The sequence below is a fragment of the Streptomyces endocoffeicus genome (assembly GCF_016741935.1).
GTDB classification, from domain to species: domain Bacteria; phylum Actinomycetota; class Actinomycetes; order Streptomycetales; family Streptomycetaceae; genus Streptomyces; species Streptomyces endocoffeicus.
Genome location: NZ_JAERRG010000019.1, coordinates 1 through 12,963 on the forward strand (window position 1 = coordinate 1; position 12,963 = coordinate 12,963).

Consider the following 12,963-nt stretch of genomic DNA (forward strand, 5'->3'; position numbering starts at 1 on the left):
CCTCTCGGCCGCCGGGCCCCGGGCGTTCGTTCAGCCCTTCACCGCGCCGGAGAGCATGCCGGAGATGAAGTGCCGTTGCAGGAAGACATACGAGGCGACGACCGGCAGGGCGACGATGATGGACGCGGCCGCCAGCACGGAGTACTGGGTGGTGTGCTCGCTCTGGAAGAAGGCCAGGCCGAGCGGTGCGGTGCGCTTGCTCTCGTCGGTGATCATGACCAGCGGGAGCAGGAACTCGTTCCAGGTCCACATGAACACCAGCATCGCCATCGTCACCAGCGCCGGACGGCTGGTGGGCACCAGGATCCGCCACAGCAGCCGCCAGTCGGACGCCCCGTCCAGGCGCGCCGCCTCGATGACACTGACCGGCACCGAGCGGAAGAAGTTGCGCATCCAGAAGACGCCGAAGGCGAGGGACTGGGCGGTCTGCGGGAGGATCAGCGACCAGTAGGAGTCGGTGAGTCCGGTGTCGCGCAGGTTGAAGTAGAGCGGGATGACGAAGGCCTCGGGCGGCACCATCAGCCCGATGAGGGTGATGTAGAAGAGGGCTGACCGGCCGGGGTAGTCGAAGTGCGCGAAGGAGAAGCCCGCCAGGATCGCCAGGACGGCCGTCAGGACCACCACCGAGACCGCGACCAGCAGGCTGGAGGTCAGATAGGTGGCGAAGTGGCCCTGGCGCCAAGCGGTGGAGAAGTTGCCCAGGTCCAGGTGGCGAGGCCAGGTGAAGGAGGGCCCGGACTCCGCGGCGGGGGTCAGCGCGGACGACACCACGCCGATCAGCGGCAGCAGGGCCAGCGCGGCGAAGAGGGTGAGGATGGCGTAGTTGAGCACGCGTTCGCGGCTGGAGATCACGTCTCGTCCTCCTGTGGCTGGACCTTGGTGATCAGGAAGGTGAGAAGGAGGATCACCGCGGTCAGGGTGACGGCGATGGCGCAGGCCGAGCCGACCTGGCCGGTGCCGAAGGCCCGGTTGTAGACCTCGTAGGCGGGCAGGCTGGTGGCGTTGCCCGGGCCGCCGTGGGTGGCGACGTACACCAGGTCGAAGGTGCGCAGGGCGGCGATCACGGTGAGGGTGAGCGCGACGGTGATCTGTCCGCGCAGTCCGGGCAGGGTGACGGCGAAGAACTCCCGCACCGGGCCTGCCCCGTCCAGCTTCGCCGCCTCGTAGAGCTCCGCCGGGATCTGCCCGATGCCGGCGATGAACAGCACCAGGCACAGGCCGATCTCCAGCCAGGTGCCGATGAGTCCGACGGCGGGCAGGGCGGTGGAGAAGTCGCCGAGCCAGGGGCGGGCGACCGACTCCAGTCCGATGGCGCGCAGCGCGGTGTTGAGCACGCCGTCGGGAGCGTAGATCGCCGTCCAGGCGGTGGCGGTCACGACCATCGCGACCACCTGCGGCAGGAAGATCATCGCGCGGAAGACGGAGACGCCGCGGAGCCGGCCGGCCCGCGTGGTGACCGCGGCGAGCATCAGGGCGAGCGCGATCGGGATGACGGAGAAGAACAGGATCAGGATGAAGGAGTGGAGGAAGCCCGCGCGCAGCCGCGGGTCGCGGGCGATCTCGGTGTAGTTGTCGAACCCCGCCCAGGTGGAGACGGAGATTCCGTCCCAGTGGAAGAGGGAGATCTGCACCAGCTGGCCGAGTGGGACCAGCAGGAAGACCGTGAGGACGATCAGGGCGGGAAGGGCGTAGAGGTAGCCCTTCCACTGGACGACGCGGCCGCGGCGCCGGACCGGCTCCCGGGTGGGGGCGCCGGCCGGGCGCTTGCGTGCCGTCGGGCGGTGTGCGGTGGCGGCCATGGCGTTGGGGTCTACCTGCTGTTCTGGAAGGACGCGTAGTCGGACTGGAGTCGGCTGGTGAACGCCTTGGGGGTGAGGTGTCCCGCGGTCAGCTCCTGGACGGCGGCGGTGAGGGTGTCGTAGAAGGTCGGGGTGGTGTAGTCGAGGTAGGGAAGCAGTCCGTCCTTCTCGCTCACGGCCTTCCACCGGGTGAGGATGTCCGCGTCGACGGTGCCGGGTGCCGGCTTGTAGTCGGCCGGGGGAAGGGCCGGCAGGTTGCCGTGGGTGGCGGCGGCCTTCATGCCGTTCTTGTTGACGAGGAAGTCGATGTACGCGCCGGCGACGTCCGGGTGCTTGGACTTGGAGGTCACGGACCATGCGAGGCCCTCGCCGCCCTGGGTGAGCGGGGGCTGCCCGGCGGTGGGGCTGAGCGCGGTGAAGCCGACGTTCTTCTTCATCTTCGGGGCGAGGGCGGCCGACTGCCAGGTGCCCTCCAGGAGGAACAGGGACTTGCCCTGCCCGAAGGAGGCGACGGCCTGGTCCTTGCTCTTGCCGTTGAAGCCGGAGCCCAGGTACCCCTTGTCGGCCCAGCGGCGCAGCGTGGTCGCGGCCTTGAGGGTGCCGGAGTCCGTCCACTTGGCGTCGCCCTCGTCGAAGACGAGCTTGCGGACCTCGGACTTCCCGGCGGCGAGGGCCTGGATGACGCCGAAGATGTGGATGCCCGGGCTCTTGTCGGAGTCGCCGTAGGAAAGGGGCTGCAGGCCCGACGACTTGGCCTTGGCCAGTGCGGTCTCGAAGCCGGTGGGCGTGGTGGGCACGGGCAGGCCGAGCGACTTCAGCTTGGCCTTGTTGTAGTAGATGCCGATGATCTCACCGGTCTGCGAGACGCCGTACAGATTGCCGGTCTCCCAGGTCTTGCCGTCGGGGGTGAAGCGGTTGAGGTCGAGCAGCTGGGACGGGAAGGCGGTGTCCCAGCCGTAGGCCTTGGCGTAGCGGTCCACCGGCTGCAGCAGCTTGGCCTTCACGAAGGCGCCCATGTCGGGGTAGCCCTGGTTCGCCTGGACGACGTCGGGCGGGTTGGCGGAGGACAGGGCGAGTTTCAGCGTGGTCTTGAGGTCGGTGAAGGACCGGGAGACGCGCTTGATGGTGACGTTCGGATACTTCGCCATGAACGCCTTGTTGAGCGCCTCAGTGGAGGCGTTGGCGCCCGGGTCGGTGTTCTGGTCCCACACGGTGAGGGTGACCTTCCCGGCCTTGGCGGGGTCGGTGGCGACCGGGCCCGAGGTCTTGGCGCTGGTGGCCGACCCGTCGCTCGGGCCGGGGGAGCAGGCCGCGACACCGGTCAGGACACCGGTGGCGAGCGCCGCCGCGGCTATGAGGCGCCGACGGGGGCGTCGTGGGGTTCTCTCGACCATGGGGTGGTCCTCCTGGTGCTGGTGCTGGTGCTGGTGCTGGTGCTGGGGGTGCGGTTGGTGCTGAGGGTGCGGCCGCCCGGGGGTGGGGGTGCGGTTGGTGCTGAGGGTGCGGCCGCCCGGGGGTGGGGGTGCGGTTGGTGCTGAGGGTGCGGCCGCCCGGGGGTGGGGGTGCGGTTGATGCTGTGGGGTGCGGCCGCCCGGGGCCGGGGCGGCGTCTGTCGGATGCGGCGGGGCGCGGTCGTCCGCCCCGGACCGAATCCCGGGAGCTACGGCTTGATCGCACGTATGCGGATGAGGTCCGCGTCCGGAATCCGGGGGGTGCGTTCGAGGAAGGCGTCGATCGCCTCCCAGTGCGGTGCGCTGTTCGCGCCGCCCAGGCTCTGCACCGACAGGGCGGCGCACAGTCCGGCGAAGCGGAGCCGGGTGGCGAGGGGCCAGTCGTGGTTCAGGCCGGTGATCAGTCCCGCGGTGAACACATCACCGGCGCCGGTGGGATCGACGGCCGGCACCCGGGGAACGGCGACCCGGACCAGCTCGCCGGTGTCGCCGTCCACCGCGACCGCGCCGTGCCCGCCATCGGTCACGACGACGTCGGGCACATGGTCGGCGAGGACCTTCACGGCCTCCTCGACCGTCTCCGTGCGGGTGTAGCTCGTCGCCTCGACGGCATTGCAGACGAACACGTCGACCTCGGCGAGGCGGGTGAGCAGATCCCGTGACCACTGGCCGGTGGGGTCCCAGCCGACGCCGCCCACCACACGGGTGCCGCGGGCGCGGAACTCGGCCGCCCAGGCGGGCAGCGGCCGTCCGATCCCGAGTTGCAGGAAGCGGACGTCGGGCCGTTCGCCCTCCCACACCTCAGGGCGCAGGGCCCCCTTCTCCTCGTAGGTGAGGAAGGCGCGGTCGTGTTCCTGGGTCACCGCGACCGTGACCGGGGTGTGCACGGCGGGGTCGCGGCGCAGCCAGGTCGGGTCCAGGTTCTTCTCGGCCGCGAGCCGGGCGGCGAGGTGCTCGCCGAAGAGGTCGGTGCCGATCACCCCCAGGATTCCGGTCCGCAGTCCGAGGCGGGCGGTGGCGACGGCGCGGTTCGCGGTTCCCCCGGGGGAGACCGCGAACCGGTCGGCGTACACCTCGGTTCCTGGGGTGGGCAGGTGGGGGATGCCGCCGAAGACGAGGTCGCAGAAGACCTCGCCCGCGAAGAGCACGTCGAGCACGGAGACCGCCTCTTTCCGGTGCGACCACGGTGAAGTGCTCAACTATGAGCACCGCCCCTACGGAATGACAAGAGTCGATCAGCAACGAGAATGTCTCTTGTCGTTATGACTGACTTCAGTCATGCGGTGCTATCGTCATTGCGTGACCTCACGCAAACGACATGCGAAGATCGTCGAGTCACTCCGGTCCACCGGAGTGGCCTCGGTACGCGAGCTCGCCGAAAACCTCCAGGTCAGCGAGTCCACGATTCGCCGGGACCTGACCCTCCTCGACCGCAACGGCGAGCTGCTCCGCACCTACGGCGGGGCGGCCCTGCCGCGCGGGTCCGCGGAAGCCGCCGAAACGGAGGCGGAGCGCGAGATCCCGCTCGACGTAGTCATGTCACGCCACCAGGTGCTGAAGGACGCGATCGCCGAGGAGGCCGTGAAGCTGGTCGAGGACGACAGCGTGATCGTCCTCGACATCGGAACCACCCCTCTGGCCATCGCTCGCCGGCTGCGGGGCCGTCCCGTCACCGTCATCACCAGCAGCCTGCCGGTGCTCGACGTACTCCGCGACGACGACGCCGTACGGCTGGTGATGCTCGGTGGCGTGCTGCGCCGCAACTACCAGTCCCTGGTCGGCTCCCTCACCGAGCAGGCACTCCGCCAGGTCAGCGCCGACCTGCTCTTCCTGAGCTGCACCGGGGTGCGGCCCAACGGCCATGTGGTGGACAACATGGCCGTCGAGGCCCCCCTGAAACAGGCCATGATCGAGACGGCCGGGAAGGTCGTCCTGGTCGCCGCCGAGACCAAGTTCCCCGGCACCGGATCGCTGCGCGTGTGCTCGCTCTCCGATCTCGACGTCCTGATCACCACCAGCGGTGCCGACCCCAACACGCTCCAGCTCTGCCGCGAGGCGGACGGAAAGGTGATACTCGCATGAAGTTGACCGTCCTCGGCGGTGGCGGATTCCGCGTGCCATACGTCTACCAGGCCCTGCTGCACGATCAGGGTTCCCCCCGTATCGACGATGTGTGGCTGTACGACACCGACCCGGCCCGGCTCAAGGCCATGGCCGAAGTGCTCGCCCAGTTCGCCGACGGCCATGCCGAAGCGCCCAGGGTGACGGTCACCACGTCGCTCGACGACGCCCTGGAGGGCAGCGACTTCGTGTTCGCCGCCATCCGTGTGGGCGGGCTTACGGGGCGGATGTGTGACGAGCGGGTCGCCCTCGACCTCGACGTCCTCGGCCAGGAGACCACCGGCCCGGGTGGTCTGGCCTATGGGCTGCGCACCATCCCCGTCATGCTCGACATCGCGCACCGGGTGCGGCGGCTGGCCCCGCACGCCTACGTCATCAACTTCACCAACCCGGCCGGCATGATCACCGAGGCGATGCAGAGCGTCCTCGGCGATCGGGTCCTCGGCATCTGCGACACGCCGTCAGGCCTGGGCCGCCGCATCGCCACGACCCTCGGCCTCGACCCGTCCCGGGCCCAGTTCGACTACGTCGGCCTCAACCACCTCGGCTGGATGCGCCGCGTGCTGCACGACGGCGAGGACATCCTGCCCCGGCTGCTCGCCGACGAGCGCCTCGGCGACCTGGAGGAGGGCGTTGTCTTCGGGCGCGAGTGGCTGCGCGACCTCGGCCTGATCCCCAACGAGTACCTGTACTACTACTACTTCAACCGCGAGGCCGTACGGTCCATCCTCGACGCTCCGCAGACCCGCGGCGAGTTCCTCGCACGCCAGCAGCAGGAGTTCTACCAGCGGGTGACGGAGGCAGCCGGGGGCGCGGCCGTGTCGCTGTGGCGGAAGACCATCGCCGACCGCAGCGCCAACTACATGGCGGAGGCCAAGGGCGCCGTCCAGGGCGAGGCCCAACCGGACGAGGACTTCCGGCCGGACCCCGCGCACCAGGGGTATGCCGGGGTCGCCCTCGCGGTGATGGCCGCGATCAGCCGCAATGAACGCGCCACGATGATCCTCAATGTGCGCAACGGAACCACCGTCTCCGCCCTTCCCCACGACGCCGTCGTCGAGGTGCCCGTGACCGTTGACGCGGGCGGTGTCCACCCGCACACCATCACCCAGCCCGACCTGCACCAAGCAGGGCTGATGCAGCAGGTCAAGGCGGTCGAGCGGCTCACCATCAGCGCCGCTGTCACCGGCTCCCGGACCGATGCCGCGAAGGCGTTCTCCCTCCACCCGCTGGTCGACTCGGTGACCGTCGGCCGCAAGCTGCTCGACGGCTACATCGACCGCATCCCCGAAGTGGCCGAGGTCTTCGGCGGCAAGACGTCCTAGGTGTGTTGTCCGGCGACAAGGCCCGGCGGCCGCCTCGGCCGCCGGGCCCCGCGGGCTCAGTCGGCTCAGCCGTGGGAGACGGTCAGCCCGTAGAAGCCGACGCGTGCTCCGTTCGTCGTGCTGTCGGAGGACGACTGGTTGTACGAGCCCGCCTTGAAGTACTGCTTGTACGGGAAGAAGGACGACGGGATGTCGTAGTGCGTCGTGCTGCCGTTGACCGTCAGGTCGATGGTGTCGCCGCCGGAGACGCCGATCGTGTAGTTCCATGTCTTGCCGACCGACACATGGCCCACGTTGTGCAGCGTCTGGCCGCCGTCGGGGGAGTTCTCGGTGCCGAGGACGATGTCGCCGTTGGCGCGGTAGTACAGCTCCACCAGCGGCTTCGTGGAGGAGCCGCCCGAGCCGAGGTGGATCTGGCCGACGCAGACGTTCTTCGTCACCGACACCACGCGCAGCGTCGCCTGCAGCTTGTGCGAGCCGCCGAGCGACCAGTCCGCGGCGCCGCCGTCGCGGTTCATCTCGCGCAGCTCGGAGCGGGCGTAGTTGGAGTTCGGGGTGGTGACGCCCTTTTCGGGCGCCCAGAACGTCATCGCCCCGTCGCGCTTGTCGGTGTAGAAGTAGTCGTCCTGGAATCCGCTCGCCCCCTGGAGCCGGGACGAGGGGATGGTCGTCGGCTTGCCGGGGGAGCCGACCGGCTCCTGGAGTTGCCACACCGAGAGGTCGAAGTTGCCGCCCGGCGCCTTCGACGGGTCGGCGGAGACGGCCGTGGGGAGGCGGCCGTGGGAGAGGCGCCGGCGGCCGTGGGGGAGGCGCCGGCGGGGACCGCGAGGGCCAGGCCACCGAGGACGGTGGTCACGGTCGCCAGCGCGGTGAGCAGCGTACGGATGCGCATGGGAATTGCCTTCCCGTGGGGGGTTGGTATGGACCGAGGTCCATGTATGTGAAGCTTGTGTTTTGTTGTGAACGCCACGATGTGACGAGACCGTAGAGTCGTGGTGTGTCCGCGTCAATCCTTCGGTGGGCGGAGTTACGCGTCGGCTCGCAAAACCATGTGTCACCCGGCCACGCCCTGCGCTATGTTCCGCGTGGCGATTCCCCCACCTGTCATCAAAGGACTGAAGCCCATGGACTCGGCGTCCCCCAGCGGCCGCCGTCGGCACTGAACGATCGGTGCCAACAGCCCGTCTCCACATGTCTCCTCACGGCGGCCCCACGCATCCGTACACCGCTTCCTTCCGCGGCGCCTTCCGCCGCGTTGATCCGTGAGGTCACTTCACCATGGGCACTGACGTGCAGAGTTTTGCCGTAGCCAACCTTCGCCGCCGCCCCGTGTTTGTCGAAGCCGGGGGCTTCGTGGCGGGGATCGAACCGGGCACCACCAGCCCGTACATCAACTACGCCACCCCTCTTCCCGGCGCCCGGCCCACCGCCCGGGACGTCAAGGAGCTGATCGAGGCGTTCCGGGTGCGCGGACTCAAACCGCGGCTCGAGTTCGCGCCGGACGCCGCGCCCGCCGTGGAGCCCGCGCTGCGGGAGGCGGGGTTCGGCGTGGAGGCCACGCACGCGTATCTGGTGTGCACCCCGGAACGGCTCGCCGTTCCCCGGGGCACGGCGGCCGCTCCGGTGGCGATTCCGGTGGCGATTCCGGTGGCGGTTCCGGCCACGGACGAGGACTACCGGGCGATCGACGCCGCGCTGTCCGAGGCGTTCACCAGTGAGTTCGCCGCCTCCGAGGAGGGGGCGGCCCGGCTGCGCCGCGTCCAGGAGGACGGCGGCGCGGTGCGGTTCGTCCGGGCGCCCGACGGGGGCTGCGCCGGTGGGGCCACCTGCTCGGCTCCCGCCGTGGGCACCGCCGAACTGGCGGGCGTGGGCACCCGGCCCGCCTTCCGCGGCCGGGGCATCGCCGCCGCGGTCACCGCCGCCCTGGCCGAGACGATGTTCGCCCGGGGAGCCCGGTCGGTCTGGCTGGAGTACTCGGGTGAGGGCTCCCGCCGGGTCTACGAACGCGTGGGTTTTCGGCCGCGGGGGACTCGTCTGTACATGAGTCTGGAGAGCTGAGGTAGCGGGGGCGGGGGAGGGACGGCTTGCTCAGGCGCGGGCCGTCTCTGCCCCGCCCGGGGCCGGGGCCCACGGGTGTCCGGCGGTTCTTTCCCCTACCCGCCCCTTCCCGTAACCATGGGCTTCGCCCCTGGACCCCGGGGGCTGAGGCAGAGTCCCAGTCACGCGGCGGAGCCGCACACCGATGCTCAGCACGCCGCAGGCGCCAAGACCCGCCGGGCACTGCCTGGCCCCGCGGCAGGTGCGGGGGGCCTCCCCTCTCTCCGCACCGCTACCAGGGGCTTCGCCCCTGGACCCCCGGGGTCTGGGGCGGAGCCCCACCGCGCGGCGGAGCCGCGTATCGGTGCTGCGGGAAGGGGCGAAGCCCGGTCCGGGGTCTGGGGCGGAGCCCCAGTTGTGGGGTGGGGTGGGGTGGGGTGGGGTGGGGAGCAGCCCGCCGCAGGCGTCACGGTCCGCAGGTGTCACGAGCCGCCGGACGCCTCCTACCGCGGGGCCGCCGCCTCCAGCTCGTCCACGCTGCCGGACATGATCGTGCGGATATGGGCGGTGAGGTGCTCAAGCGGCCAGTCCCACCAGGCCAGGGCCAGCAGCCGGGCGATGTCCTCCTCGTCGTAGCGGCGGCGGATGAGCTTGGCCGGGTTGCCGCCGACGATGCCGTAGTCGGGAACGTCGTCCACCACCACGGAACCGGAGGCGATGACCGCGCCGTGGCCGATGCGGACGCCGGGCATCACCATCGCCCGGTATCCGAACCAGACGTCATGGCCCACCACGGTGTCGCCCCGGCCCGGCAGACCGGTGATCAGGTCGAAGTGGTCGGCCCACGAGCCGCCCATGATGGGGAAGGGGAACGTGGACGGGCCGTCCATGCGGTGGTTGGCGCCGTTCATGATGAACCGCACCCCTTCGCCCAGCGCGCAGAACTTCCCGATGACCAGCCGCTCCGGCCCGTAGTGGTACAGCACATTGCGGGTCTCGAACGCGGTGGGCTCATCCGGGTCGTCGTAGTACGAGAACTCCCCGACCTCGATCAGCGGCGAGGTGATCAGCGGCTTGAGCAGCACCACCCGTGGCTGCTCGGGCATCGGGTGCAGCACGGTCGGGTCGGCGGGTATGGCCGGCATCGCGCATCGCCCTTTCTCGTCCGGGGTCCAGGGGCCGGGGGCCAGGGGCCAGGGGCCAGGCGTCATGATCGCAAGGTCGGCGCCCGGTGTCGCGCGTATTTGGCGGGGGCGGCCGCGAGGCAACCCGAGCGCGCTCCCTGGAGTCCTTGAGCGGTGAAGCCCTCGTCCGCGTCCGTACCCCCATCCGTACCCGCACCTGTGCCCGCCGCCCGTTGTCTCTGCCGTCCGTGTCCGCCCGATCCGCCTTGCGAGGTGTCGCCGTGCGTTCGTCCGTTCCCGTCGCCGCCGTGGCGGTGTCCGTGTCCGTGCTGCTGCTCGCCGGGTGCAGCGAGGGCGGCGGCCACGAGGGGCGGAGGCCGGCGGAGGGAGCCACCAAGGGGGCGGCCGGTGCCTCGCTCGGGGACTTCAACGGCGACGGTTACGACGACTTCGCCACCGCCATCCGCCCCACCAGCGCCTCCCGGGGACCGCTGCCGGCCCGGCTCGCGGTGGTCTACGGCGGGGCGCACGGCCTCGACCCACGGCACCGCCTCGTCGCGAACGGCGCCGAGGACGACTATGTGGGCCCCCTGCTGCGCACCGATCTCGACCGGGACGGATTCACCGACCTGGTGACGGCGCGCTTCCGGCACGGCGGTTCGCCGCGGGCCGAGCGGACGGGGGAGACGGTGGTGCTGCGCGGCGGCCCGCGGGGGCTGGCCGCGCCGCGCCCGCTCGGCGGCGGCGCGGCCGGATTCCTGGCGCTGGCCGTGGGGGACTTCGACGGGGACGGCGCGGCCGACGTACTGGCCTCGGCGGCGGACGGCCGGGGTGCCGTACGTGTGCTGTACGGGCCGTTCGGCGCCAAGGCTCACCCCGCCCGTACCGCCCCGCTCCCCACCGGCCCCACCGACCGGCCCCGCCGCGGCGCACCCGCCACCGCCACGGCCGGGGACTTCAACGGCGACCACCGCACCGATGTGGTGCTGACCTACCGCTACGGCCTCGGCCAGGCGGATGAGCCGCAACGCGCGGATGGCCCGGAACCCGGCGACACCGCCCCCCTCGACACCCCCCTCGACACCCCCGTCGCCCACTACCGCGGCGGTCCCAAGGGCCTGGTGCGGGACAGGCGGCCCGAGGCGCGGCTGGCCCACGCCCTCGGCACGGAGGACGGCCCGCGCGAGCCCGCGGCCGGGGACGCCGACCACGACGGGACCGACGATCTGCTCGCGCCCGGCCAGGGGACCCTCGGCCCCGGCCGGCACCGCGGTTCCGGACGGCTGACCGTCGTCCACGGCGCCAAGTCCGGCCTGGGCCGGGGGCGTGCGGATCTCACCGTCGACCAGTCCGCACCGGGCATGCCCGGTGACGCACGGCGCGGCGACGGCTTCGGCGGCTCCCCGGCCGTCGGGGACATCACCGGCGACGGCCGCCCCGACCTCGTCGTGGCCGCCCCGGAGAAGAACAACGGCAACGGCCGGCTCACCCTGCTGCCCGGCGCACGGCACGGGCGCGGCGGCGAGTACGCCCCCGACCAGGCCCCCGACCAGGCCCCCGACCAGGCCAAGGACCCAAACAGGGAGCACGACGGGGAGCACGGCCGGGTCCAGTCCCTGGACCTGGACACCCCGGGTGTGCCCGGTCGGCACACCCCGTACGGCTTCGACGCCTTCGCCCCGCAGCCCCCGCTGCTCGACGTCGACGGGGACGGACACGAGGATGTGATCGCCGCCGCGCCCGGCTACGGCCGCGGCAGGACGGGCGGCTTCTGGATCTTCCGGGGGACCGACCACGGGCTCTCCACCGGGGACGTACGCCACTTCACCCCCGCCGACCTGGGCATACGCTTCCGGACAGGCTAGCTGTCCCAGCGGCCGCCGACCCCGCCACCGCGCCGGAATAACGGCGGGCAGTGGCGGGGTTACCGTGCATGTGGCATCTGCCGACGTACGGAAGCGGGTAACGCAGGCATGAGCACTAGCACCGTCGAGCTCACCAAGGACAACTTCGACGAGATCGTGTCCGGGAGCGAATTCGTTCTGATTGATTTCTGGGCCTCCTGGTGCGGGCCGTGCCGGATGTTCGCGCCCATTTACGAGAAGGCCGCCGGGCGCCACCAGGATCTGCTGTTCGCCAAGGTCGACACCGAGGCCCAGCCCGAGCTGGCCGCTGCCTTCGACATCCAGTCCATCCCCACGCTGATGATCGTGCGGGAGAACATCGCGGTCTTCGCCCAGCCCGGCGCCCTCCCCGAGCCGGCCCTGGAGGACCTCATCGGCCAGGCCCGCGACCTGGACATGGATACGGTGCGCGCCTCCATCGCCGCCGCGGCGAACGAGAAGCACGCCATCGACGAGGAGAAGGAGCAGGGCGTCGCGGGCGAGGAGAAGGCATCCGGCGACCGTGGCTGAGCTGCTGCTGGTCCGGCACGGGGAAACCGAGTGGAGCCGGTCGCACAAGCACACCAGCTGGACCGATCTGCCCCTGACCCCGCGCGGTGAGGAGCAGGCACGTGCCCTGCGCGGGCCGCTCGCCGCACGGAAGATCGGGCTGATCCTGGTCAGCCCGATGGACCGGGCCGTGCGGACCGCGCGGCTCGCCGGGCTCGAGGATCTGACCGTCGAGCCCGATCTGCGCGAATGGGACTACGGCGGCTACGAGGGCGTCACCACCGACGAGATCCACCGCACCCGCCCCGACTGGAACCTGTGGACCGACGGCGTGCCACCGGCCGGACCCGACCACCCCGACCACGCCGACCACCCCGGCGAGTCTCCCGAGCGAATCGGGGACCGGGTGGACCGGGTGCTCGCCCGGATCGCCCCCGACCTGGCGGCGGCGGACGGCGCCGATGTGGTGCTGGTGGCGCACGGCCATGTCCTGCGGGTGCTCACCGCCCGGCGGCTGGGTCTGCCCCCGTCCGCCGGTGCGCTCTTCCGGCTCGACACCGCGACCGTCAGTCGACTGGGAAGTGAGCATGGTCGCCCGGCCATGGTCGCCTGGAACGTAGGCTCGGAGTCGATCTCCGGACAGGGGGCCACCGGAAGCGGTGGCACCCCCGCCGGGTGATCGTCTCCGACCGTATACGCATACCGCACGTCCG

The 12,963-nt window shown here is 71.2% G+C and carries 11 protein-coding genes and 1 pseudogene; 6 read left to right on the forward strand and 6 right to left on the reverse strand.

From position 1 onward, the window contains the following. Positions 1-30 precede the first annotated feature (30 nt). The 4 genes from JK364_RS35565 to JK364_RS35580 all read right to left on the reverse strand — a co-directional run bounded on the left by JK364_RS35565 (position 31) and on the right by JK364_RS35580 (position 4,449). The gene (locus tag JK364_RS35565; protein ID WP_201855503.1) at positions 31-852 is read right to left on the reverse strand and encodes a carbohydrate ABC transporter permease; all 822 of its coding nucleotides are present in this window, start codon (positions 850-852) and stop codon (positions 31-33) included. Further along, complete coding sequence (locus JK364_RS35570; RefSeq protein ID WP_201855504.1) at positions 849-1,799, reverse strand: carbohydrate ABC transporter permease; 951 nt, start codon at positions 1,797-1,799, stop codon at positions 849-851. The genes JK364_RS35565 and JK364_RS35570 overlap by 4 nt, the downstream gene beginning before the upstream one ends. Positions 1,800-1,810: 11 nt before the next feature. Further along, positions 1,811-3,193, reverse strand: a complete 1,383-nt coding sequence (locus JK364_RS35575; RefSeq protein WP_201855505.1) for an extracellular solute-binding protein — start codon at positions 3,191-3,193, stop codon at positions 1,811-1,813. Between the two features lie 266 nt (positions 3,194-3,459). Continuing rightward, on the reverse strand, positions 3,460-4,449 hold the full coding sequence (locus JK364_RS35580; protein ID WP_201855506.1) for a carbohydrate kinase family protein: 990 nt from the start codon (positions 4,447-4,449) through the stop codon (positions 3,460-3,462). 100 nt (positions 4,450-4,549) lie between these two features. Between JK364_RS35580 and JK364_RS35585 the strand changes: the two genes are divergently transcribed. Together JK364_RS35585 and JK364_RS35590 are read left to right on the forward strand one after the other, a co-directional pair. Next, the gene (locus JK364_RS35585; protein ID WP_307841473.1) at positions 4,550-5,332 is read left to right on the forward strand and encodes a DeoR/GlpR family DNA-binding transcription regulator; all 783 of its coding nucleotides are present in this window, start codon (positions 4,550-4,552) and stop codon (positions 5,330-5,332) included. After that, a complete protein-coding gene (locus JK364_RS35590) occupies positions 5,329-6,696 on the forward strand; it encodes a 6-phospho-beta-glucosidase (RefSeq protein WP_201855508.1) in 1,368 nt (455 codons plus the stop codon). Before JK364_RS35585 ends, JK364_RS35590 begins: the two co-directional genes overlap by 4 nt. Before the next feature lie 65 nt (positions 6,697-6,761). On the opposite strand, the pseudogene JK364_RS57690 reads toward JK364_RS35590, so the two are convergent. Beyond that, positions 6,762-7,588: pseudogene (locus JK364_RS57690) on the reverse strand (polysaccharide lyase family 7 protein). Positions 7,589-7,974: 386 nt separating this feature from the next. On the opposite strand from JK364_RS57690, the gene JK364_RS35600 reads away from it, so the two are divergent. After that, entirely contained in the window at positions 7,975-8,754 is a 780-nt protein-coding gene (locus tag JK364_RS35600; RefSeq protein ID WP_201855509.1) for a GNAT family N-acetyltransferase, read from the forward strand. 482 nt (positions 8,755-9,236) lie between these two features. Here the strand turns inward: JK364_RS35600 and JK364_RS35605 are convergent, their stop codons facing one another. Next, positions 9,237-9,878, reverse strand: a complete 642-nt coding sequence (locus JK364_RS35605; protein ID WP_201855510.1) for a CatB-related O-acetyltransferase — start codon at positions 9,876-9,878, stop codon at positions 9,237-9,239. A 260-nt stretch (positions 9,879-10,138) separates the two neighbouring features. Here JK364_RS35605 and JK364_RS35610 point away from each other — a divergent pair, with 260 nt between their 5' ends. The 3 genes from JK364_RS35610 to JK364_RS35620 all read left to right on the forward strand — a co-directional run bounded on the left by JK364_RS35610 (position 10,139) and on the right by JK364_RS35620 (position 12,929). Continuing rightward, entirely contained in the window at positions 10,139-11,722 is a 1,584-nt protein-coding gene (locus JK364_RS35610; RefSeq protein ID WP_201855511.1) for an FG-GAP and VCBS repeat-containing protein, read from the forward strand. A 108-nt stretch (positions 11,723-11,830) separates the two neighbouring features. Beyond that, positions 11,831-12,271, forward strand: a complete 441-nt coding sequence (trxA, locus tag JK364_RS35615; protein ID WP_198280983.1) for a thioredoxin — start codon at positions 11,831-11,833, stop codon at positions 12,269-12,271. Continuing rightward, positions 12,264-12,929, forward strand: a complete 666-nt coding sequence (locus JK364_RS35620) for a histidine phosphatase family protein (protein WP_201855512.1) — start codon at positions 12,264-12,266, stop codon at positions 12,927-12,929. The genes trxA and JK364_RS35620 overlap by 8 nt, the downstream gene beginning before the upstream one ends. The last annotated feature ends 34 nt before the right edge of the window (positions 12,930-12,963 follow it).

Coding starts and splice junctions, on each gene's coding strand:
- JK364_RS35570 (WP_201855504.1), bottom strand. CDS start 1,799: ATGGCCGCCACCGCACACCGCCCGACGGCACGCAAGCGCCCGGCCGGC.
- JK364_RS35575 (WP_201855505.1), bottom strand. CDS start 3,193: ATGGTCGAGAGAACCCCACGACGCCCCCGTCGGCGCCTCATAGCCGCG.
- JK364_RS35590 (WP_201855508.1), top strand. CDS start 5,329: ATGAAGTTGACCGTCCTCGGCGGTGGCGGATTCCGCGTGCCATACGTC.
- JK364_RS35600 (WP_201855509.1), top strand. CDS start 7,975: ATGGGCACTGACGTGCAGAGTTTTGCCGTAGCCAACCTTCGCCGCCGC.
- JK364_RS35605 (WP_201855510.1), bottom strand. CDS start 9,878: ATGCCGGCCATACCCGCCGACCCGACCGTGCTGCACCCGATGCCCGAG.
- trxA (WP_198280983.1), top strand. CDS start 11,831: ATGAGCACTAGCACCGTCGAGCTCACCAAGGACAACTTCGACGAGATC.